The 22,577-nt window shown below is 52.6% G+C and carries 22 protein-coding genes; 14 read left to right on the top strand and 8 right to left on the bottom strand.

What is annotated here, in order from left to right; genetic code table 11:
* Positions 1–2: 2 nt before the first annotated feature.
* The 4 genes from gpsA to D5067_RS00725 are packed head-to-tail and all read right to left on the bottom strand — an operon-like array spanning position 3 to position 2,216.
* A complete protein-coding gene (gpsA, locus tag D5067_RS00740; protein ID WP_119936342.1) occupies positions 3–1,022 on the bottom strand; it encodes an NAD(P)H-dependent glycerol-3-phosphate dehydrogenase in 1,020 nt (339 codons plus the stop codon).
* Entirely contained in the window at positions 1,022–1,489 is a 468-nt protein-coding gene (gene secB, locus D5067_RS00735; RefSeq protein ID WP_119936343.1) for a protein-export chaperone SecB, read from the bottom strand. The genes gpsA and secB overlap by 1 nt, the downstream gene beginning before the upstream one ends.
* A gap of 32 nt (positions 1,490–1,521) precedes the next feature.
* The gene (gene grxC / locus D5067_RS00730) at positions 1,522–1,773 is read right to left on the bottom strand and encodes a glutaredoxin 3 (RefSeq protein ID WP_080329847.1); all 252 of its coding nucleotides are present in this window, start codon (positions 1,771–1,773) and stop codon (positions 1,522–1,524) included.
* Positions 1,774–1,784: 11 nt separating this feature from the next.
* Positions 1,785–2,216: a rhodanese-like domain-containing protein gene (locus tag D5067_RS00725; RefSeq protein WP_119936344.1), complete on the bottom strand. Its 432-nt coding sequence runs from the start codon at positions 2,214–2,216 to the stop codon at positions 1,785–1,787.
* Between the two features lie 248 nt (positions 2,217–2,464).
* Here D5067_RS00725 and gpmM point away from each other — a divergent pair, with 248 nt between their 5' ends.
* From gpmM to D5067_RS00710, 3 genes are read left to right on the top strand one after another with little or no spacing between them, the layout of a single operon-like run.
* Positions 2,465–4,009: a 2,3-bisphosphoglycerate-independent phosphoglycerate mutase gene (gene gpmM, locus D5067_RS00720; protein WP_119936345.1), complete on the top strand. Its 1,545-nt coding sequence runs from the start codon at positions 2,465–2,467 to the stop codon at positions 4,007–4,009.
* Positions 4,010–4,042: 33 nt separating this feature from the next.
* On the top strand, positions 4,043–5,302 hold the full coding sequence (envC, locus tag D5067_RS00715) for a murein hydrolase activator EnvC (protein ID WP_235843288.1): 1,260 nt from the start codon (positions 4,043–4,045) through the stop codon (positions 5,300–5,302).
* A gap of 3 nt (positions 5,303–5,305) precedes the next feature.
* Entirely contained in the window at positions 5,306–6,238 is a 933-nt protein-coding gene (locus D5067_RS00710) for a divergent polysaccharide deacetylase family protein (protein WP_119936347.1), read from the top strand.
* Here the strand turns inward: D5067_RS00710 and D5067_RS00705 are convergent, their stop codons facing one another.
* Positions 6,239–7,039 carry a glycosyltransferase family 2 protein gene (locus tag D5067_RS00705; protein ID WP_119936348.1) on the bottom strand — a complete coding sequence of 267 codons (801 nt, stop codon included), beginning with the start codon at positions 7,037–7,039 and terminating at the stop codon, positions 6,239–6,241.
* Between the two features lie 295 nt (positions 7,040–7,334).
* Between D5067_RS00705 and D5067_RS00700 the strand changes: the two genes are divergently transcribed.
* On the top strand, positions 7,335–8,432 hold the full coding sequence (locus D5067_RS00700; protein WP_119936349.1) for a glycosyltransferase family 9 protein: 1,098 nt from the start codon (positions 7,335–7,337) through the stop codon (positions 8,430–8,432).
* 28 nt (positions 8,433–8,460) lie between these two features.
* Here the strand turns inward: D5067_RS00700 and tdh are convergent, their stop codons facing one another.
* Together tdh and kbl are read right to left on the bottom strand one after the other, a co-directional pair.
* Positions 8,461–9,489 carry an L-threonine 3-dehydrogenase gene (tdh, locus tag D5067_RS00695; protein ID WP_119936350.1) on the bottom strand — a complete coding sequence of 343 codons (1,029 nt, stop codon included), beginning with the start codon at positions 9,487–9,489 and terminating at the stop codon, positions 8,461–8,463.
* A 9-nt stretch (positions 9,490–9,498) separates the two neighbouring features.
* Positions 9,499–10,695 (bottom strand): glycine C-acetyltransferase, encoded by a 1,197-nt coding sequence (gene kbl / locus D5067_RS00690; RefSeq protein WP_119936351.1) that lies wholly within the window; start codon positions 10,693–10,695, stop codon positions 9,499–9,501.
* Positions 10,696–10,909: 214 nt separating this feature from the next.
* On the opposite strand from kbl, the gene rfaD reads away from it, so the two are divergent.
* The 6 genes from rfaD to D5067_RS00660 are packed head-to-tail and all read left to right on the top strand — an operon-like array spanning position 10,910 to position 17,104.
* The gene (gene rfaD, locus D5067_RS00685; protein ID WP_119936352.1) at positions 10,910–11,842 is read left to right on the top strand and encodes an ADP-glyceromanno-heptose 6-epimerase; all 933 of its coding nucleotides are present in this window, start codon (positions 10,910–10,912) and stop codon (positions 11,840–11,842) included.
* A 2-nt stretch (positions 11,843–11,844) separates the two neighbouring features.
* A complete protein-coding gene (gene rfaF / locus D5067_RS00680) occupies positions 11,845–12,891 on the top strand; it encodes an ADP-heptose--LPS heptosyltransferase RfaF (protein WP_119936353.1) in 1,047 nt (348 codons plus the stop codon).
* 3 nt (positions 12,892–12,894) lie between these two features.
* A complete protein-coding gene (rfaC, locus tag D5067_RS00675; protein WP_119936354.1) occupies positions 12,895–13,878 on the top strand; it encodes a lipopolysaccharide heptosyltransferase RfaC in 984 nt (327 codons plus the stop codon).
* Between the two features lie 3 nt (positions 13,879–13,881).
* Positions 13,882–14,991, top strand: a complete 1,110-nt coding sequence (locus D5067_RS00670; protein ID WP_119936355.1) for a glycosyltransferase family 9 protein — start codon at positions 13,882–13,884, stop codon at positions 14,989–14,991.
* Positions 14,992–14,996: 5 nt separating this feature from the next.
* Complete coding sequence (locus tag D5067_RS00665; protein ID WP_119936356.1) at positions 14,997–15,905, top strand: glycosyltransferase family 2 protein; 909 nt, start codon at positions 14,997–14,999, stop codon at positions 15,903–15,905.
* The gene (locus tag D5067_RS00660) at positions 15,893–17,104 is read left to right on the top strand and encodes an O-antigen ligase family protein (RefSeq protein WP_119936357.1); all 1,212 of its coding nucleotides are present in this window, start codon (positions 15,893–15,895) and stop codon (positions 17,102–17,104) included. The genes D5067_RS00665 and D5067_RS00660 overlap by 13 nt, the downstream gene beginning before the upstream one ends.
* Before the next feature lie 26 nt (positions 17,105–17,130).
* On the opposite strand, the gene D5067_RS00655 is transcribed toward D5067_RS00660, so the two are convergent.
* Positions 17,131–18,084 carry a polysaccharide deacetylase family protein gene (locus D5067_RS00655; protein WP_119936507.1) on the bottom strand — a complete coding sequence of 318 codons (954 nt, stop codon included), beginning with the start codon at positions 18,082–18,084 and terminating at the stop codon, positions 17,131–17,133.
* A gap of 150 nt (positions 18,085–18,234) precedes the next feature.
* On the opposite strand from D5067_RS00655, the gene rfaQ reads away from it, so the two are divergent.
* From rfaQ to D5067_RS00635, 4 genes are read left to right on the top strand one after another with little or no spacing between them, the layout of a single operon-like run.
* Positions 18,235–19,302 (top strand): putative lipopolysaccharide heptosyltransferase III, encoded by a 1,068-nt coding sequence (rfaQ, locus tag D5067_RS00650; protein WP_119936358.1) that lies wholly within the window; start codon positions 18,235–18,237, stop codon positions 19,300–19,302.
* The gene (locus D5067_RS00645) at positions 19,302–20,429 is read left to right on the top strand and encodes a glycosyltransferase family 4 protein (protein ID WP_119936359.1); all 1,128 of its coding nucleotides are present in this window, start codon (positions 19,302–19,304) and stop codon (positions 20,427–20,429) included. Before rfaQ ends, D5067_RS00645 begins: the two co-directional genes overlap by 1 nt.
* 2 nt (positions 20,430–20,431) lie before the next feature.
* Positions 20,432–21,529, top strand: coding sequence for a glycosyltransferase (locus tag D5067_RS00640; RefSeq protein WP_119936360.1), 1,098 nt, complete (start codon positions 20,432–20,434; stop codon positions 21,527–21,529).
* Between the two features lie 14 nt (positions 21,530–21,543).
* Complete coding sequence (locus D5067_RS00635) at positions 21,544–22,533, top strand: glycosyltransferase (RefSeq protein ID WP_119936361.1); 990 nt, start codon at positions 21,544–21,546, stop codon at positions 22,531–22,533.
* Positions 22,534–22,577: the final 44 nt, after the last annotated feature.

Below are 22,577 nucleotides of genomic sequence, written 5' to 3'. Positions count from 1 at the left end.
GGCTAGTTGCTGCTGCGCTCGTCCTTGCGCGCACGACCTAATAAGGTCAATGCTGCCTCGCGCGCATTTTTTCCGCAATACAATACCTGATAAATTTCCTCGGTTATTGGCATTTCGACACCGAAACGGTGGGCCAACTCGCGGACTTCTTTAGTATTGCGGTAGCCTTCAACCACCTGACCAATCTTCTCCTGCGCGCCTTTCACATCGCTGCCCTGTCCGAGCATCATGCCAAAGCGGCGGTTGCGCGACTGGTTGTCGGTGCAGGTCAGCACCAGATCGCCCAGACCCGCCATCCCCATAAAGGTGGCCGGATCGGCGCCGAGCGCTGCGCCAAGGCGCGACATCTCGGTAAGGCCACGGGTGATCAGCGCAGTTCGCGCGTTCGCGCCAAAACCAATGCCGTCAGACATTCCGGCACCGATGGCAATCACGTTCTTCACCGCGCCGCCCAGCTGCACGCCGATAAAATCGGGGTTGCTGTAAACGCGGAAGCTCTTGCCGCAGTGCAGCAGGTGTTGAAGATCGTCCGAGAAGGCCTGATCGGTTGAAGCCAGTGAAATCGCGGTCGGCAGGCCAGCAGCGAGCTCTTTAGCAAAGGTCGGCCCGGAGATCACAGCAAGCGGGATATCGTCCCCCAGCGCTTCACGGGCAACGTCCTGCAGCAGGCGTCCGGTTTCCGCTTCAAGACCTTTCGTCGCCCACACAATGCGCGCATCAGGGCGCATCAGCGGTTTAATCTGACGCAGCACTTCGCCAAAGACATGGCTTGGCACCACAATCAGAATATTGCGGCTGGCCGCCAGCGCGGTCGCGAGGTCGCTTTCCAGGTACAGAGAGTCCGGGAACGGAACGTCCGGGAGAAACGCCACGTTGCAGCGGTCATGTTGCAACGTCGCGATATGTTTGGGATCGTGGCCCCACAGGACCACATCGTGACCATTTCTTGCCAGCGTGATAGCAAGAGCGGTGCCGTAAGAGCCGGCACCGATCACAGTCATTGACGCATTAACAGTGCTCATCAGGCATCCTGATGTTGTTCGGCACCTTCGCCAGACTGCTGCTGCAGATAGTTCATGAACAGCGCATCAAAGTTTACTGGCGCAAGGTTCAGCTGCGGGAATGTACCGCGAGAAACCAGGCTGGTGATGCATTCACGCGCATACGGGAACAGGATGTTCGGGCAGTATGCACCGAGGCAATGCGCCAACTGGTTACCTTCGATACCGCCAACGGAGAAGATACCGCCCTGCTGAACTTCACACAGGAATGCAGTTTCTTCGCCCAAAGACGCGGTAACGGTCACACGCAGTACGACTTCATACACGTCATCTGCCAGTTGGGTAGATGCGGTATCCAGATCAAGTTTAACCTCTGGCTGCCAATCTTTCTGGAAAACGTGTGGTGCATTTGGCGCTTCGAAAGAGACATCCTTGGTGTAGATGCGCTGGATCTGGAAACTCATTTCGGTGTTGTTTTGTTCTGACATGGAAAAACCCTTTTTAATTGTCCTAAAGTCTCTTAGCGCAGCAGGGGATCGAGTCCACCACGCGCGTCGAGCGCATACAAGTCATCACAGCCGCCAATGTGCTGCGCATCAATAAAAATCTGCGGAACCGTCGTGCGACCACTACGTTGGATCATCTCTTCGCGTTTTATCGCATCACCATCGATCGGCAGTTCCTGGAAAGTCACGCCTTTGCTGTTCAGCAGCGCTTTCGCGCGGTGGCAGAACGGGCAGGTTGCTTTGGTGTAGATCTCAATATTGGCCATCACTGAACTCCTTATTTACCGCGAACCAAAGGAAGATTTTCCCCGCTCCAGCCGGAAATGCCTTCTTTCAGTACCGTTACGTTTTCGAAGCCTGCTTTATTCAGCGCATTGGCAGATTCCTGCGCCTGCATGCCGGTACCGTCAACAACGATAATCGGCTGGGCTTTGTGCTTCTCCAGCTCACCCAGGTTGTTCGCTTTGATCTCAGCAGGCAGCAGGTTAATAGAACCGGCAATATGACCTTTGCGGAAATCATCGCGCTGACGCAAATCGACCACGACAGCATCTTCTTTGTTGATCAAACGCGTCGCTTCACCACGGGTGATCACCTTAATTTTAGACGTCAGCCCCTTAAAGGTGGTGAACAGCACTGCGGCCAACAGGCCAATCCACGCGATGCTCAGAACCGGGTGACGGCTAACAAATTGCATAATTTCTTGCATGGGGGGTAACAACTCCCGACTAAGTGATTAAAAAAACCAGGTGAGGAGTATACCTGTGCGTTGTGGCAAATACAGCCAGCGACATTAAGCTAATCCATTTTCTGCGGCATGCCACGAAAAAAAAGCTTCAAAATGACCGGGGAATCGCCTTGCCACTACGCATTCTTTGATCTTCTGCGGCTATTTTATCGATTCAGCTGTAGTAAAATTACGCAAATTTTTTGTCTCTTGAGCATGAGGTTGTCGCAATGTCGGTTTCTAAAAAACCTATGGTACTGGTGATTCTGGATGGCTATGGCTACCGTGAAGACAGCCAGGATAACGCCATTTTCAACGCCAAAACCCCGGTGATGGATGCGCTGTGGGCAAAACGTCCGCATACCCTGATTGATGCCTCCGGCCTGGAAGTGGGTCTGCCGGATCGCCAGATGGGCAACTCCGAAGTGGGTCACGTAAACCTGGGCGCAGGCCGTATCGTGTATCAGGACCTGACCCGTCTGGACGTTGAAATCAAAGAGCGTACGTTCTTCTCCAACCCGACGCTGACGGGGGCGGTAGATAAAGCGGTTGCCGCTGGCAAGGCCGTGCATATCATGGGTCTGCTCTCTGCAGGCGGCGTTCACAGCCATGAAGATCACATCATGGCGATGGTTGAGCTGGCAGCGGAACGTGGCGCAGAAAAAATCTATCTGCACGCTTTCCTGGACGGTCGCGATACGCCACCACGCAGCGCAAAAGGCTCTCTGCAAGCCTTCGAAGACAAATTTGCCGCACTGGGCAAGGGCCGCGTCGCGTCCATCATCGGCCGCTACTACGCGATGGACCGCGACAACCGTTGGGATCGCGTGGAACAGGCCTACGATCTAATGACGCTGGCGAAAGGTGAATTCCAGTTCGCGACCGCCGTTGAAGCGCTGGAAGCTGCTTATGCGCGTGATGAGAACGACGAATTCGTAAAAGCATCCGTTATTCGCGCTGAAGGCCAGGCTGATGCCGCCATGGAAGACGGTGACGCGCTGATCTTCATGAACTTCCGCGCAGACCGCGCGCGTGAAATTACCCGCGCATTCGTGAACAGCGATTTCGACGGTTTCGCCCGTAAGAAAGTGGTGAAACTCGACTTCATCCAGCTGACGGAATACGCCGCAGACATTCCAGCGCCTTGCGCCTACCCACCAGCATCACTGGCAAACACCTTCGGCGAGTGGATGGCGAAGAACGATAAAACGCAGCTGCGTATCTCTGAAACCGAAAAATACGCGCACGTGACCTTCTTCTTTAACGGCGGCGTTGAAGAGCCGTTCAAAGGCGAAGACCGCATTCTGATCAACTCGCCGAAAGTGGCCACCTACGATCTGCAGCCAGAAATGAGCTCTGCAGAATTGACTGAAAAACTGGTCGCGGCAATCAAAAGCGGCAAGTACGACACCATCATCTGTAACTACCCGAATGGCGATATGGTTGGCCACACCGGCGTGATGGAAGCAGCAGTTCAAGCAGTTGAAGCGCTCGATCGCTGCGTTGAGCAGGTAGCAAAAGCGGTTGAGTCCGTTGGCGGCCAATTGCTGATTACCGCTGACCACGGCAACGCGGAGCAAATGCGTGACCCGGCAACGGGCCAGGCGCACACCGCGCATACCAACCTGCCTGTTCCGCTGATTTATGTGGGTGATAAATCACTGAAAGCAGTGGAAGGTGGCAAGCTTTCCGACATCGCGCCAACCATGCTGTCGCTGATGGGCATGCCGATCCCTGAAGAGATGACTGGTAAGCCGCTGTTCATCGTGGAATAATCGCTCCCCATGAGGGGAAAGGCGATTTTTTCAATCACATGGGTCGTGAAGCCGTTTCGGTTATCAGTCAGGCCCCTGGTTTACGCCAGCGCGCTCAGCGCTGGCGTATTGCTGTGCGCCGCATCCGCCCACGCGGATGACCGCGACCAGCTCAAATCCATTCAGGCCGATATCGCCGCTAAAGAGCGTGCGGTTCGTCAACAGCAGCAGCAACGCTCCTCACTTCTTGCGCAACTTAAACAGCAGGAAGAAGCCATCTCCGCTGCCGCACGTAAGCTCCGTGAAACGCAAAACACCCTCGCCCAGCTGAATAAGCAGATCGACGAAATGAATGCGTCGATTGCCAAACTGGAACGCCAGCGTGATGCGCAGGAACGTAACCTTGCGGCGCAGCTTGATGCTGCTTTCCGCCAGGGTGAACACACCGGCCTTCAGCTGATCCTCAGCGGTGAAGAGAGCCAGCGCGGACAGCGTTTGCAGGCCTATTTCGGCTATCTGAACCAGGCGCGTCAGGAAACGATCGCGCAGCTGAAGCAGACGCGCGAAGAGGTCACCACGCAAAAAGCCGAGCTGGAAGAGAAGCAGAGCCAGCAGCAGACGCTGCTCTACGATCAGCAGGCCCAGCAGGCGAAGCTCGAGCAGGCGCGCAACGAGCGTAAGAAAACCCTGTCCGGCCTTGAGTCTTCCATTCAGCAAGGTCAGAGCCAGCTGAGCGAAATGCGCGCCAACGAATCAAAACTGCGCAACAGCATCGTCCGTGCCGAAGCGGCCGCGAAGGCGCGTGCTGAAAAAGAGGCACGCGAGGCGCAGGCGGTGCGCAACAAGCAGCAGGAAGCGTCCCGCAAAGGCACCACCTACAAACCCAGCGAAAGCGAACGTTCCCTGATGTCGCGCACGGGTGGGTTAGGCTCTCCTCGCGGCCAGGCCTACTGGCCCGTACGCGGTTCAATTCTGCATCGCTATGGCGAACAGCTGCAGGGTGAGCTACGTTGGAAAGGGATAGTTATCGGTGCGTCTGAAGGTAGCGAAGTAAAAGCCATCGCCGATGGCCGCGTGATCCTGGCCGACTGGCTGCAGGGCTACGGGCTTGTGGTGGTGGTTGAACACGGTAAAGGTGACATGAGTCTTTACGGCTACAACCAGAGCGCACTTGTCAGCGTAGGCACACAGGTGCGCGCCGGCCAACCCATCGCCCTTGTGGGCAGCAGTGGCGGTCAGGGCCGCCCGTCACTCTATTTCGAAATTCGTCGCCAGGGTCAGGCGGTCAATCCACAGCCGTGGTTGGGAAGATAAGTTTTGCTTCAATTTCGCCGCATTGTTTTCTCCGTCGTCAGCGCACTGGCGCTGGCTGCACCGGTATACGCAGGCAAACTCGCTATCGTGATTGATGACTTCGGTTATCGTCCGCATTATGAAAATCAGGTGCTGGCCATGCCGTCAGCCATCTCCGTCGCCGTTCTCCCCAATGCACCGCACGCGCGTGAGATGGCGACCAAAGCCCATAACAGCGGCCATCAGGTGCTGATCCATCTGCCAATGGCACCGCTCAGCAAACAGCCGCTGGAGAAAGATACGCTCCGCCCGGAGATGAGCAGCGATGAGATCGATCGTATTATCCGCGATGCGTATAACAAAGTGCCGTTTGCCGTTGGCCTGAACAACCATATGGGCAGCGCAATGACGTCCAGCCTGTATGGCATGCTGAAAGTGATGCAGTCGCTGGAGCGTTATAACCTCTATTTTCTCGACAGCATGACCATCGGCAACAGTCAGGCCATGCGCGCAGCGCAGGGGACGGGCGTGAAGGTCATTAAGCGCAAAGTGTTCCTGGATGATACCCAGAACGACGCGGACATCCGGGTACAGTTCAATCGCGCTGTACAATTGGCCCGCCGTAATGGATCGGCCATTGCCATCGGTCACCCGCATCCGTCTACCGTTCGCGTCCTGCAGCAAATGTTGCCGACCTTGCCATCCGATATCACGCTGGTACGTCCGAGCGATTTGCTGAACGAGCCGCAGGTGGATACGTCACGCCCCGGCAGTGCGCAACCGCCGGCAACGCAGCCGCGTAATCCGTTCAGCGGCGTAAAAAACTGCAAGGCGAAACAGCCGCTTGAGCCGGTGAATGCAACCCGCTTCTTCACGGTAATTAGCGAAAGCGTAAGCCAAAGTACGCTGGTGCAGTATTTCCAACACCAGTGGCAGGGCTGGGGCAGAAAAGCGTAGCTATTCGACAAGATGAGAGTCCGTAGGCTCCCGGGCGACGGACTCTCGTTTTTCCTGGTGCTGGTACCAGGCTTTAAAATATTTTAAAAAGCTGTAGAAGGTGGCATAGAGCCCTGTTACCACCCCAATTTTCCCCTGCCGCCACGCGCCGCTAAATAAATACCATTTGAAAAACGCGCCAATAGCACTGGCTACCCCGCGTGCTATGGAAGGTGTGAGCGTCTGATATTTTACGACGCGAGTCGTATAGGCATTTAACTTCGCGAACACTTCATGCAAAGAATAGAAGGTATCGTGCCGAACATGGCCCGGTATGCGCGTTACGTTGGCTGCGCCAGTCGCTTTATCATCCACGGGTCGATTGTTAAATCTGACATGACGACGATTGAACAATCGCAAGGGATAATCCGGTGAAGAGACCGGGTAGATAGTTCGGGTTTGCTCGCCTAATACATACCAGTAGCGCGAAAGACTCCAACCGCAATCGGCCGAGGGCTCAGCTCCGGACTTCAGCGCCAGAATATACTGAAGAGTGTCCTCATCGAGTATTTCGTCACTGTCCATACACAACACCCAGTCGTTAGATGACAGTGAAAGCGCGTTATTCATCTGTTCACCGTGCATGGCATACGGATGATAAATTGGTGCAATGCCATATTCCTGAAGAATAGCTAACGTCTCATCTGTACTGCCGGAATCAACAACAATAACCTCATCTGCAATACGCATCAGAGGGCATAAAACCTTATGTAACAAACGAGCAGAGTTGTATGTCAAAAGACATACGGTTAGCCTGAACATGTGGTCTCCCGAACTTAATCAAGTCGCTTTCAAAAGATAGCGCCAACTATCTCTACTGTCATCTCCGGATCTGAACCTCATTTATTATTTACGAGAAAATGTGCGCATGATCGGAAATGCATTTGTTGCGCCCTGGGAAAGACAAAAGACCGTCACCAACTAAAAATTAACCAACTCATTGTTTAATATAATAAAAAAATCGAATCCCACGCTCGGGTTTTACCATCATTTCTTTTCGCGAACGTTAAGATTATACTAACCGCAATTTAATTGATTAATTTGGTTTAGCGCAATTATGAAGAAAATTATCGGATATTTAAAGGAAATTAACAGGCAGCGAAACCATAAAACGAAAGAATTAAAAAGACGATTAACGCTACTTTCCGTATCGCGACGATTACAGGACAAGCGGCAGGAAAAAATCGATGTTTCCAGCGTGAAGCGGATCCTTTTTCCTTTTGTCGATCTCGGCATTGGTGATGCGGTATGCCATACCGGAACCTGGCGTAGCCTTAAAGAAGCAGGTTATACATTGCAGGTAATTGTCGAGGAGCGAAATCGCGATCTTTTTGAAAAAATGACGGATATTGATGAAGTCTATATTGCCGACATCAACAATATACCTGCAATGAAAACCATTGAGACAGATTTAGTAATAAGTCATTACTCATGGATGAAGAGAAAAGAGTTATTCAACACTCAGCTTCTTCATAAAATCCATTATAAATATGCGATCGGATTTGGTGGCTGGCTGGATAAACCCTATAACTTAATGTTGCCCATAAATTCCGAGTTTCACATTACCCATCCACAGAAGGAAATACTTAACGTCTTGAACGTTAAGCCAGATTTCCTTCGCTACTCATTACCCGTGGTGCCCGAGCATGAGGATTTCATCGATCGTTATCTGAAACCCCACGATGGGAACAAAATCGTAGTGCTTAATCCTTTCGCAAGCGTTTCCGAGCGCAGCCTTTCCAAGACCCAGCTGGAAAAACTGGCGCATGATATTGCACAGCACCAGGACACTCACGTATTTATCATTGGTGAGGGTAAGAAATTAGCAGATCTTAGCTTCGACAACGCGAACATTACGGTTTGTCGGTTCAAATCACTTTGGGATGCTATCACGCTGATCAAAAAGGCTGATTTGGTCGTCTCTGTTGATACCGCCATCGTACATATTGCCTGTGCATTTGATAAGAGCCTTATCGCCATCTACTTTTCAATGCTGCTTGATCATAATAAAAACTTTGAGGGGAATACGATTTTTTCACCTGTCGGTGAGCACTCAGAACAACTTATTTATGATAAGCGCCATAATAAAATTGATATTAATGACATTTCGGCCAAAGTATTGAATAAGCTGAGCCAGGATAGCTCAGCCGCATAATGACAAGGGGCCAGGGGCCCCTTTTTAATTACTTATCCCAGCTCAGGATAACTTTCCCTGACTGACCTGAACGCATCGCGTCAAAGCCCTGCTGGAACTCATCGATAGAGAAATGATGAGTAATGATCGGGGAGAGATCCAGACCAGACTGGATCAGCGCTGCCATCTTGTACCAGGTCTCGAACATCTCGCGGCCATAGATACCTTTGATGAACAGCCCTTTGAAGATAACTTTGTTCCAGTCGATAGACATATCGGACGGTGGAATACCCAGCATCGCGATACGGCCACCGTGGTTCATGGTGTCGAGCATGGTGCGGAACGCCGGTGGCGCGCCGGACATCTCCAGACCCACGTCAAACCCTTCGGTCATGCCCAACTCTTCCATCACGTCAGTCAGGTTCTCTTTCGAGACATCCACCGCACGGGTGACGCCCATTTTGCGCGCCAGCGACAGACGGTATTCATTCACGTCGGTGATCACAACGTTGCGCGCACCCACGTGCTTCGCTACGGCTGCCGCCATAATGCCGATGGGGCCCGCGCCGGAGACCAGCACGTCTTCGCCGACCAGGTCGAAAGAGAGCGCAGTGTGTACCGCGTTGCCGAACGGGTCAAAGATAGAGGCCAGATCGTCAGAGATGTTGTCCGGGATTTTGAACGCGTTGAAGGCCGGGATCACCAGGTATTCCGCGAAGCAGCCAGGGCGGTTCACGCCCACGCCGACGGTGTTGCGGCACAGATGCGTGCGTCCGCCGCGGCAGTTACGGCAGTGGCCGCAGGTGATGTGGCCTTCGCCGGAAACGCGGTCGCCGATTTTGAAGCCTTTCACTTCCTGGCCAATACCCACCACTTCGCCGACGTATTCGTGACCGACAACCATCGGAACCGGAATGGTTTTTTGCGACCACTGGTCCCAGTTGTAGATGTGAACGTCAGTACCGCAGATGGCGGTTTTACGAATTTTGATCAGCAGATCGTTATGACCGACTTCCGGCTCCGGCACGTCGGTCATCCAAATCCCTTCTTCCGCTTTCAGTTTGGATAACGCTTTCATCACACGTCCTCAGGCAATTACGCCCAGCTGTTTGCCGATGCGGGTAAAGGCTTCTACCGCACGTTCAATTTGTTCAGGCGAGTGCGCCGCGGACATCTGGGTGCGGATACGCGCCTGACCTTTTGGCACCACCGGGAAGAAGAACCCGGTGACGTAAATCCCTTCTTTCTGCAGTTCGCGGGCAAAGTTCTGCGCGATAACCGCATCGCCCAGCATGACCGGAATGATCGCGTGGTCAGCACCGGCCAGGGTAAACCCTGCTGCGCTCATTTTTTCGCGGAACAGACGGGCGTTGGACCACAGGCGGTCGCGCAGCTCAGCGCCGGACTCAACCATCTCCAGAACCTTAATGGAGGCAGAAACGATAGCCGGGGCCAGAGAGTTAGAGAACAGGTACGGACGGGAGCGCTGACGCAGCCACTCAACCACTTCTTTCCGCGCGGCGGTGTAGCCGCCGGACGCGCCGCCGAGCGCTTTGCCCAGCGTGCCGGTGATAATGTCCACGCGCCCCATCACGTCGCAGTATTCGTGGGAGCCACGGCCGTTTTCGCCGACAAAGCCGACCGCGTGGGAGTCATCAACCATCACCAGCGCGTCGTATTTGTCCGCCAGGTCGCACACGCCCTTCAGGTTGGCGATCACGCCGTCCATGGAGAAGACGCCGTCGGTGGCGATCAGCACGTGGCGAGCACCGGCTTCACGGGCCTCTTTCAGGCGCGCTTCCAGCTCGGCCATATCGTTGTTAGCGTAGCGGAAACGCTTCGCTTTACACAGGCGCACGCCGTCGATGATAGAGGCGTGGTTCAGGGCATCGGAGATAATCGCATCTTCTGCGCCGAGCAGGGTTTCAAACAGACCGCCGTTGGCGTCGAAGCAGGAGGAGTACAGAATCGCGTCTTCCATTCCGAGGAAGCTCGCCAGCTTTTTCTCCAGCTGCTTGTGGCTGTCCTGGGTGCCGCAGATAAAGCGCACGGAGGCCATGCCGAAACCGTGGGTGTCCATGCCGTTTTTCGCCGCGGCAATCAGCTCAGGGTGATTCGCAAGACCCAGATAGTTGTTCGCACAAAAGTTAATCACATGGCTGCCATCGGCAACGGTGATGTCCGCCTGCTGGGCAGACGTGATAATACGCTCTTCTTTGAACAACCCTTCCGCACGTGCGGTGTCGAGGTCGCTGTTTAACTGTTTGTAAAAATCACCACGCATTGCATTCTCCAGACTCGGCAAATTTCGGCACATATTACCCAAACCTATACTTCATGACGAGATGACGCAGTATCTCTTCTCGTTTTTGCAGCATAAATCACGTGTACCCTTGCCCTATGTCGGTGAATGGCTGAAGGGCAGCCATACTAATGATATGATAGAAAGATTAGCGTCCGGGATTGTCCCCGGGCTCAACACTTCAAAGGTTACAGTTATGATCATCGTTACCGGCGGCGCAGGCTTTATCGGCAGCAATATTATCAAGGCCCTCAATGACAAAGGCATCACCGACATTCTGGTGGTGGATAACCTGAAAGACGGCACCAAGTTTGTAAACCTGGTGGATCTGAACATCGCTGACTATATGGATAAAGAAGACTTCCTTATCCAGATCATGGCCGGTGAAGAGCTCGGCGATATCGACGCCATCTTCCACGAAGGTGCATGTTCTTCCACCACCGAGTGGGACGGCAAGTACATGATGGATAACAACTATCAGTACTCTAAAGAACTCCTGCACTATTGTCTGGAACGTGAAATTCCGTTCCTGTATGCCTCTTCAGCGGCCACTTACGGCGGGCGTACGTCTGACTTTATCGAATCCCGCGAATACGAGCAGCCGCTGAACGTTTACGGCTATTCCAAGTTCCTGTTTGACGAGTATGTGCGTCAGGTACTGCCAGAAGCGAACTCGCAGATCGTCGGCTTCCGCTACTTCAACGTTTATGGACCGCGCGAAGGTCACAAAGGCAGCATGGCGAGCGTGGCGTTCCATCTCAACACCCAGCTCAATAACGGCGAAAGTCCGAAACTGTTCGAAGGCAGCGACGGCTTCAAGCGTGACTTCGTTTACGTGGGCGATGTGGCAGCCGTGAACCTGTGGTTCCTGGAAAACGGCGTATCCGGCATCTTCAACCTGGGTACGGGCCGCGCAGAATCCTTCCAGGCAGTGGCAGATGCCGCGCTGGCGTACCACAAGAAAGGCAGCCTTGAGTACATTCCGTTCCCGGAAAAACTGAAAGGTCGCTACCAGGCATTCACCCAGGCAGACCTGACCAACCTGCGTGCGGCGGGCTACGACAAGCCGTTCAAAACCGTTGCCGAAGGCGTGACGGAATATATGGCCTGGCTGAACCGCGACGCATAAGTATGAAAATTTTGGTGGTAGGCCCGTCCTGGGTGGGCGACATGATGATGTCGCAAAGTCTCTATCGCACGCTCAAGGCGCGCTATCCCCAGGCGATAATCGACGTGATGGCACCCGCATGGTGCCGTCCGCTGCTATCGCGTATGCCGGAAGTGAACGAGGCGATCCCGATGCCGCTCGGCCACGGGGCGCTGGAAATTGGCGAACGCCGCAAGCTCGGTCACAGCCTGCGCGACAAGCGCTACGACCGTGCCTATGTGCTGCCTAACTCCTTCAAATCTGCCCTCGTGCCTTTCTTTGCCGGCATCCCACACCGTACCGGCTGGCGCGGTGAAATGCGCTACGGCCTGCTGAACGACGCGCGGGTGCTGGATAAAGAGGCCTGGCCGCTGATGGTGGAGCGCTACGTGGCGCTGGCCTACGACAAAGGCGTCATGCGCAGCGCGAAAGATCTGCCGCAGCCGCTGCTGTGGCCACAGCTGCAGGTCCATGAGGGTGAAAAATCCCAAACCTGTAGCGCCTTTGGCATTTCGTCTGAACGCCCGATGATCGGCTTCTGCCCCGGCGCCGAGTTCGGCCCGGCAAAACGCTGGCCGCACTACCACTACGCAGAGCTGGCGAAACAGCTGATCGATGAAGGCTATCAGATTGTCCTGTTTGGCTCGGCAAAAGATCACGACGCGGGCAATGAAATCCTCGCCACGCTCAGTACTGAACAGCAGGCGTGGTGCCGCAACCTGGCCGGCGAAACGCAGCTGGAGCAGGCGGTTATCCTGATTGCTGCCTGTAAGGCCGTCGTCAGCAACGACTCCGGGCTGATGCACGTGGCCGCCGCGCTGGATCGCCCTCTGGTGGCGCTGTATGGCCCAAGCAGCCCGGACTTCACGCCTCCCCTGTCGCATAAAGCCCGCGTGATCCGCCTGATCACCGGTTACCACAAGGTGCGCAAAGGTGATGCCGCAGAAGGCTATCACCAGAGCCTGATCGACATTACGCCCGAGCACGTGCTCGACGAACTCAACGCACTGCTGTTGAGCGAAGAAGGATAACGAATGCGGGTACTGATCGTTAAAACCTCTTCAATGGGCGATGTTCTGCACACGCTGCCGTCGCTGACGGACGCCATGCGGGCCATTCCCGGCATTCGTTTTGACTGGGTGGTGGAAGAAGGCTTCGCGCAGATCCCTACCTGGCATGAAGCGGTTGACCGCGCGATCCCGGTGGCGATTCGCCGCTGGCGTAAAGCCTGGTTTTCCGCGCCGATTAAAGCCGAGCGCAAAGCCTTTCGCGATGCGGTTCAGGCTCAGCGTTACGATGCCATCATTGATGCGCAGGGGCTGGTCAAAAGCGCCGCGCTGGTGACGCGCCTCGCTCACGGCGTAAAGCACGGTATGGACTGGCAAACCGCCCGCGAACCGCTGGCAAGCCTGTTCTATAACCGTCGCCACCACATCGCAAAGCAGCAGCACGCCGTCGAACGTACACGGGAGCTGTTTGCAAAGAGCCTGGGCTATGCGAAACCGGAAATGCAGGGCGATTACGCCATTGCGCAGCATTTTCTGAGCGATGTCGCTCGCCAAACGCAGCCCTATCTTATCTTCCTCCATGCCACAACGCGCGACGATAAGCACTGGCCGGAAACGCACTGGCGAAGACTGATTGAACTAATGCAACCTACCGGCATCCATATTAAACTGCCGTGGGGCGCAGAACATGAGCGACAGCGTGCTGAACGTCTCGCGGCGGGTTTCCCGCACGTGGACGTTTTGCCTAAACTCACGCTGGCGCAGGTTGCCGCTGAGCTGGCCGGAGCGAACGCTGTCGTTTCTGTTGATACGGGCTTAAGCCATTTGACTGCAGCGTTGGGCCGTCCAAACATCACGATTTTTGGCCCGACCGATCCCGGTTTGATCGGGGGTTACGGTGAAAACCAGCACCAGATGGTCAGCCCGACTCAGCAAACGGGAGATATTAGCGCAGATGCTATTTTTTCATTTTTACAGGGTAGCCATTGGCTTTCCAACAGGGATATTTAACCCATGAGTTACGTATTTCTGCTGATTTTACTTTTTCCGGTGAAGCTCGTCCGGAAGCTGTTTCGCAAAGATACAGGTAAAAACCTTGTCATTCAGACAGCTAAAATCGGTGATTTTGTTAACGCTACGCCTCTTCTGGCGTACCTGCAAAAAAGCGATGTGCTTATCAGTCGCGGCGTGGGTGCGCTGGCGAAGCATGATGAAACTATCGATCGGATCTTTTATATCGAGCAGCATAAGCGCAGCCTGTGGCGTAAGCTCTGCTTTGCCTGCAGGATCATGAATCGTTATGACAACGTGTATCTCCTGCAGCCCAACAATGTGAATCTTTTTTTCGCCTCCGTATGTAATGCAAAAAATAAGCAATTTTTAAGCATTTATACGCGCAGATGGTATCAAGGGATTTTCTATGCAACCGCTGACGGTACCGTTGAGCACGGCAAACAGACGCTGTCGGTGACAAACTACCTGAAGCTGGCAGATCGCGCGCTCACGTGGCAAGACTCACCAAAGCACGCCACAAAACCGCTCTTCGAGCCCGCAAACTATCCGGCAATTCTCGATAAACCCGGCGTGATTCGCATTGGGATCAGTATCGCTGCGGGGAACAAAGCCAAGACCGTGCCCCCGATTATCTGGAAGCGAATTATCGATCGCCTCACCGATTTACCCTGCGAGTTTTATGTTTTTGGTGCACCAAACGAACAGTCGTGGATGGACGATATCACCCGCCTTTATGGTGAAATCCCGAATTTAATCAATCTCATTGGTGAAATCTCCCTCGAAGAGCTTCCCTGGGCCATTTCTAAGATGGACTGTTACATCGCGTCGGATTCGGGGAACGTTTATATTGCCGACGCGGTAGGTGTGCCGGTAGTGTTGCTGTTTGGACCATGCTGTCACCATGAACAACGTCCACTTGGCAACGTGTTGTTGATTGGTAATGACGACAACATTTGTTCTTATGTGTTTGAAACACGTTATTATTTTTCACAAGAACGCGAAGCGTTATTCGCGGTAACAGAAGACGCGCTACGCGAGCTCAAACATTTTATCTGCGAGTTACCTAACGTTAACGCAACCACCTATGCTATTGATGCTCAGGGAAACTAATTTCTATGGCTTTTCTTAGCGTCATTATTGCCGCGCATAACGCCGAAGATACGCTTCATGCTACGTTAGAAAGCCTGCACGCCGCGATTGATAATGCGGGCGATGCTGTTGAAGTCATTATCTTTAATGACAATTCCGATGATGCCACCCAGGATATTATCGAAAAATGGTTGCCTGCGTTCCCACACGCGCAATCCCGGTACGTTGAGTACCGTAACGTCGGTCATGTTCGAAACAGTGCAGTGTCTCTGGCATCAGGCGATTACATCACGATGCTTGATAGTGATGATCGACTGAAGCCCTGCAGCCTCAGGGACGCAGTGGCTTTTTTGAAAGCACAGCATCCAGATATGCTACTGACGCGCTTGCTGGAAACCCGTGATATCAGGAAAATTAACGCATACTGGCAGGGCTTTACGCCCGTCTCTTTATCACAGAGAGACACGATAAAGCGTTTCTTGCAGCATAAAGAGTTTCAGGCACATCTTATCGGTCAGTTTATTCATCGAAAGTTGTACGAGAGCAACCCCATTCCCTCGATGGTCTGTTACGAAGACTTTGCGGTATTTCCTGCCATGCTCATGCAGGCAGAAAAAATCTGCTATCAACGCCAGGGCCATTACTATTACATCAAACGTAGCGAAAGTTTGTCGAGTCGTCTCGACGCCAGTAAAATCACGATGCTTGTTGAATGTACATTAATGATGGAAAAAACGTTTCCGCAAGCGTTCAAAAACCTGGTTAATTGTCACTGGTTTGATATTTACAGTAACCATCGGCAACACCTTACCGATCAACAGCTCAAATTTGTTAAATCACGGGTAAACGCGCTTTATTCGCTATCATTTTTCATATCCAGCGATGTTCGTTTCAGCTATAAAAAAAGGGTTATTGAGGCATTATGGAAAAAGTAAAATTGCGTCTTTATCAACTGACGCTAATTCTGAGCCTTATCTCGCTTGCATTGGCCTTGATCAGTTCGGGTAAGCAGCGAGAGTTTTTCTATATCGCGATTTATGCCAGCATTATCGGGTTAGCTCTCGAATATAAAAAAATCACACTGCGCCCCTTTTCAATAGCACTTCCCATTTTGCTGATTGGGTTACTTAATTTTGCCTGGTACATGGTTTATGAATACCATAGTGAAGGTTTGAACGCTTACAGCGATTACCTCGGTTCAAGTAAGAAGCTGATTTTAGCAAGTTTCCTTATTTTCTATCTTGACCGGTTTAAGTCTTATGTTGATAAGGCCTCCTTCCAGAAGTATTTCTTCTATGCCTCTGGCGCGGGGTTTGTTCTCGCCTCGGGTTATGGCTTATGGCAGGCATCCCAGGGAATGGTACGTGTTGAGATGGCCATTAATCGTGCGACCGTATCAGCTTACGTATACTCTGTGTTATCTCTGGCTTTCGTATACAGTCTTTATCTGCAGAAAAACGTTAAGCTGTATGTGGCTGCGGGTCTCACCATCTTAGTTTCTTATTTCGTCATTCTTCTGACGGGGACGCGTGCCGCAATGGGCCTCTATTTGCTTTTGGCAATTGTGCTCACACTTTACCACTTCAGACGAATTCATCTTAAATCAACTCTGATCTTTTTATGTATTGTGGCGGGGATTGTCATCGTTAGCTACAAGCCATTGATTTCTCCCAAGATAACGCAGACGCAAATCGAAATAGAAAAGTATGAGAAAGGGTATGACAAAACCTCACTCGGCGCGCGTTTTTCCATGTGGTCCGTGGGTATTCAGAACGGGCTCGCGCATCCATTGGGGCAGTCAGTTGAAGATCGGCAGGCATGGACGCAGCGTTATATAAAAGAAGGACATCCGCATCTCGTTACTGCACTAAAATATATCAATGTTCATTTGCACAATGAATTTATTGAGAAATATTCGCTGCAGGGTATCCCTGGACTGATGATATTATTCTTCTTCTTTGCGTCGATGATCGCTTACGCGCTTAAAAATAACAATGGCCTACTGCTAACCACGATGCTTCTGCTGTTACTGTATGGCCTGACCGACGTCATATTACTGAGCTCAGAAGCCTTGATTTTTTTTGTTACCTTGTTTGCGTTGAGCACACCTTTTTCGCAAATCAGGCAACGTTGAAGAAAATGCCCGCTCGGCGGGCATCGTTATTTTTTACAGGCATAATACTCCGCCAGCGTCATCCCCATCGTCTTATCTGATAACCAGGTAAAGAGCTGCTCAAGATCCTGATACAGTCCTTCAATTGCTGCCTCATCTTTAAACGTAGGGCTCCCACCGGGCATAAATTCCGACGAGTGAAGCATGAACTCCACATAGTCATTTCCCTGAGAGAGGCACTGTTGCGCAACCTTAATCATCTCCGTCGCATTCCCGCCGGACGGGCGTAACCAGTTAACTGACGGAGAACGGTATTTACCGCGCAGTCGATCGTATCCTTGTTTGACCGCGTTCAGCCAGGCCGGATGTTTGTACTGAATGCTCATCGGGACTTCGAGCAACGTACTCTTGCCCGCCTGAGAAATATTCTCTATATCAATGAAGTAGGCGCGATCGGGGAAGTGCTGGTAATTCGTTCCACCACTTCCCTGAGGGGCACCCTTCGCATTGCGCCAGTTCACGCGCGGCGTGACGGAGCAATCGACCTGGTAGCCCAGCTCAACAAGCAGCCTGGCGTAACGGCTATCAAATGCCCAACGCCCGGCGCGATGGCTTAACATCTTAGTCTGAAATGTCTCTTCAAGCAGGCGGGTCATGAACAGCACTTTCTCTCGCATGACCGCATCCGAGAATTCAACCAGATAAGGCTGCCAGCGCCAGTCATCGCCCGTGAGATCGTGCTCCGGTGGGCTGTTCCAGGCATGAAGATGCATGCCCACCTCCCCCGTGCCGCGGGCAATGACATCTTTGGCAAACTCAATAAAAACGGGTTCGATCGCCATCTCGTAATTCGTCAGCCAGACGGGCTTAAAGCCAAAACGCTCGCAAAGCGCCTGGAACCGTGCCAGATAGCGGGCGTTTTCCGTTTTAATAACCCGGTGGTTTTGCCAGAGATTATCGCCTTCGGTATCGATCGTGATGATAAACGCTGGTTTTTTCATATTGAGCCCGTCAGACAGAGAAATTATCGCTATGTTACGCACTCCCCAAAGCTGGAGTAAACCCTTCATAGGAAATTCCTGACATTATGGAGAAAGAGTGCAAGTCGCTATCAGGTCTATTAGAATTGCCAACAGTACAACGCCGATAAGATGATGATGAATAACTTACCTGACACGCCTGATTTGCGCATTTTACTGATTAAACTTCGCCATCATGGTGACATGTTACTCACCACACCCGTCATCGATTCGCTGCGCCAAAAATGGCCTGAGGCAAAAATCGACGTGCTGCTTTATGAAGAGACGCGCGATATGCTCGCCGCGCATCCGGCGATCGGCACAATTTATGGGATCGATCGTAAATGGAAGCAGCTGGGCACGCTCGGGCATCTACAAAAAGAGTGGCAGCTGCTCAGCACGTTAAGAGCACAACGTTATCACCTGGTGATTAACCTTGCCGACCAGTGGCGTAGCGCCATCGTCACGCGATTCACAGGTGCGCCAGTTCGCCTTGGGTTTGCCTTCAACAAGCGTGACAATGCATTCTGGCGTTTTTGTCATACCGATTTGGTTTCTGTTGAAAATCACGCCTCTCTGCACACCGTAGAACAAAATCTTTCAATACTGTCGTCGTTACCGGTTGCCGCCAAACCGGACGTTACCATGGCTTACACTGCAGATGACTGGCAATACGCCCGGCAAAAGCTGACGCAGCATGGCGTGGGAGAGCGCTACATCGTTATACAACCCACGTCGCGCTGGTTCTTTAAATGCTGGGATGAAGGAAAGATGGCACAGACCATTACGACCCTTCAGCAAGAGGGCCACACCATCGTTCTTACCGCAGGCCCGGACAAAAAAGAGATGGCGATGATCGATCGCATTCTTGCTGCCTCGCCCAAAACGGGGGTCGTTTCGCTGGCCGGCCAGCTGACGCTTCGCCAGCTGGCATCGCTTATCGATCGCGCATGCCTGTTTATCGGCGTCGATTCCGTTCCAATGCATATGGCCGCCGCGCTTCAGACGCCCTGCGTGGCGCTGTTTGGTCCCTCCAAACTGACGTTCTGGTCTCCATGGCAGGTGAACGGTGAAGTCATCTGGGCAGGTGACTACGGCCCGCTACCCGACCCGGACGCTATTGATACCAACACGAAAGAACGCTACCTCAATGCCATTCCCGTTGATGCTGTCGTCTCCGCGGCAAGGAGATACCTGTAATGAAAAAACATCGCCTGGCCATCGTTCGTCAAAAATATCGTCCAGATGGCGGAGCGGAACGCTTCGTCTCCCGAGCGCTCACCGCGCTGAGTAATCAAAACCTTGAGCTCAACGTCATAACGCGCGAGTGGCAGGGGGAGAAACAGGACGACTGGCATATCCACATTTGCGATCCGCGCAAATGGGGCCGCATCAGCCGCGAGCGCGGGTTTGCGCATGCCGCACGCGCCCTCTGGCATCAGCAGCAATTTGATATTGTGCAGAGTCACGAGCGCATCCCAGGGTGTGATATTTACCGTGCAGGAGACGGCGTTCACCAACGCTGGCTGCTGCAGCGCGCGCGCATCCTGCCCGCGTGGCGTGCGCAGATGCTCATGCACGATCGCTATCACCGCTACGTGATGCACGCCGAACGTGACATGTACCAGGCGCCAGAGCTAAAAGCCGTTATCTGTAACGCAGAGATGATCAAACGAGAAATCATCGAAGACTTTGATATTGACGCAAAAAAGATACATGTGATTTATAATTCAATTGATTGCAGCCGCTTCGTTCCGGCTCAGGAAGCACAACGCGCTGCTTTGCGTCAGCAGTTTGGGCTGCCAGCCGATGCCATTGTGTTCTGCTTCGTCGGGTCAGGATTTGAACGAAAGGGATTGGCCAGTGCGATACAGGCTATCGCGGGAACAGAGGCATTGTTGATTGTGGTTGGGCAGGATAAGGCGGAAAATCGTTACCGTGCTCTCGCCCGATCGCTAGGCTGCGAGGGGCAAATTCGCTTCCTGGGGATGCAAAAAGAGACGCTGCCATTTTACCAGCTATCCGATGGTTTACTGCTGCCCACACTGTATGATCCCTTTCCTAACGTTATTCTTGAAGCAATGGCCTGCGGTTTACCCGTCATTACTTCAACGAGTTGCGGCGGAGCCGAATTTATAGAGCAAGGCAAGAACGGATTTTACTGTGATGCACTTGATATCAGCACATTGAAGGAGGCGATAGCAGCCATTCCTTCTCTGGAAAAGAACAACAATATGGGGCTAGCGGCACGTGAACGCGTGAAAGAAGCGACCCCCGAAAAACTATCAAGTCAGCTTATTTCGCTTTATCAAAAATTACTGGATTAAAAATGCGCATCCTAATGATTATTGATGGTTTACCCGGTGGCGGAGCTGAAAAAACGGTTCTTACACTCTCCGGCGGATTGACAGAAATGGGGCACCAGGTTTCCCTCTTCTCCCTGCGGAAAGTGTGCGACTACGCCATTCCGGACGGCATCGATTTTCAGGTTATACAGGATACGTGCAGTAAGCCGTGGCGGAAGCTTACGGAGATCCCGCGTCGCGCCCGGCTGCTGGATAAGGCTATTGAGCAGGCTGAGCGCAGCGGCAAATTTGATGTCGTGTTCTCTCACCTGCACAAAACTGACCGCATTGTGGCGCACTGCCGCGCGCTTGACCGCAATAAGGTCTGGTTCTGCGTACACGGCATGTTCTCATTCTCCTACCTTCGCCACCGCAGCGGGCTCTCACGATGGTTCAAACATTACAAAATTCGTCATACCTACAAAAACCGTAACGTTGTTGCCGTCTCGGCCGCCGTGCTGAAAGATCTTTCAGAAACGCTGGCAATCGATCTTCGCCGCAAAGCGGTTATCCATAATCCTTTTGATATTCCTGAAATACAGCGTCTGGCGGATGCTCCTTTTGAGATGCAGGGACAGAATTACATCATTCACGTCGGCCGCTTTCATGAACATAAGCGTCACGATCGCCTCCTGCGAGCGTTCGCTCTGAGCAAGATAGACACCACGCTGGTGATGATGGGTAACGGTTCAGAGAAAAAAATTCAAACGCTCAAGCAGCTTGCCGCGGAGCTTGGCATCGAAAACAGGATTGTTTTCCGCCCGTTCGAACCCAATCCCTATCCCTGGATCAAAGGGGCGCGCCTCTTAGTGTTAAGCTCTGACTGCGAAGGCTTTGGTAATGTGCTGGTCGAATCCATCATCTGCCAGACGCCGCCCGTCAGTACAAACTGCCCGGGCGGGCCCGCTGAAATCCTCACGGGGGACTTAGCCCGCGGGTTGACAGAGTTGAATGACGAATCGCTGGCCAAAACGCTGGCAGAAATCTATACGTCTCCGCCCGTCGTGGATCGCGCAACGATCGCATCGTTTGGTATTAATGCCATTTGCCAGCAATATATCGCTTTAGTCGATAAACAATAAAAATCAGGTTTCCTATGCAAAATTCAGCGCCATTATTAAGCGTGGTGGTTGCCGTTTATAACGGTGAAGCTTTTCTGGATCAGTTCTTTACCTGCCTTCTGAATCAGCGCATCGACAGTATCGAAGTTATTATCGTCAATGACGGCTCCACTGACGGTTCGATGCAGATCGTCGAAAACTGGCGCGAAAAACTGCCCCAGATGCAGGTTATTGAACAGCAAAACCAGGGTGTTTCCATCGCACGTAATACCGGTCTGGCCGTTGCGACGGGTCAATATCTCTCTTTCCCGGATATTGATGACGTCTTTAAACCCGGCATGTACCAGCATCTGCTGGACATGGCCGTTACGCAGAATTTGGATGTCGCCACCTGTAACGGGAACTACGTCTGGGAAAACGACAAGAAACCTTCACGCCCTATCTTCCCTGAGGACAAACTCTCCTCGACGGGCGTCATGACGGGCGCTGCATGGCTAAAAATGGCGCTGGATTCCCGTAAGTTCCTGCACGTAACCTGGCTGAACATCTATCGCCACGACTTTATTCGTAAACACAGTTTCCGTTTCGAACCCGGTCTTCGCCATCAGGATATCCCCTGGACCACCGAAGTGCTGCTCGCGGCCGAGCGCGTTCAGTACACCAGTGAACGTTATTATGACTACTACATTCACTCCGCATCGGTGTCCCATATGCCGGACAATGACGACACCTTGATTCGCTCGGCGCGCCATTACATGAAAATCCTGCAGATGCTCGATGCCATCAACCAGCGCTACCCGGACAAAGTGAAAGGTATCCCTGCCTGCCACTGGCAAATCGCCAAAGAAGGCCTGGGGATTATTCATACCTTCGATAACATGAAGGATGAGAAGAAAAAATCAATGATTATCAAAGAGTTTTTCGAAACCGGTATCTGGAAACTCATCTGGAAAAGTGCGAAAAGCCCGCGACTGCGCTGGCGCCTGGGCCGCCGTTACTTCCGTTTAAAGCGGTATCTGGCATAAGAGATAGCTTTACCTGGCTTAAATGCTTAGAATTTGCCCGCCGA

It is taken from the genome of Enterobacter huaxiensis (assembly GCF_003594935.2).
GTDB lineage: Bacteria > Pseudomonadota > Gammaproteobacteria > Enterobacterales > Enterobacteriaceae > Enterobacter > Enterobacter huaxiensis.
This window is presented reverse-complemented; position numbering and strand designations above follow the sequence as displayed.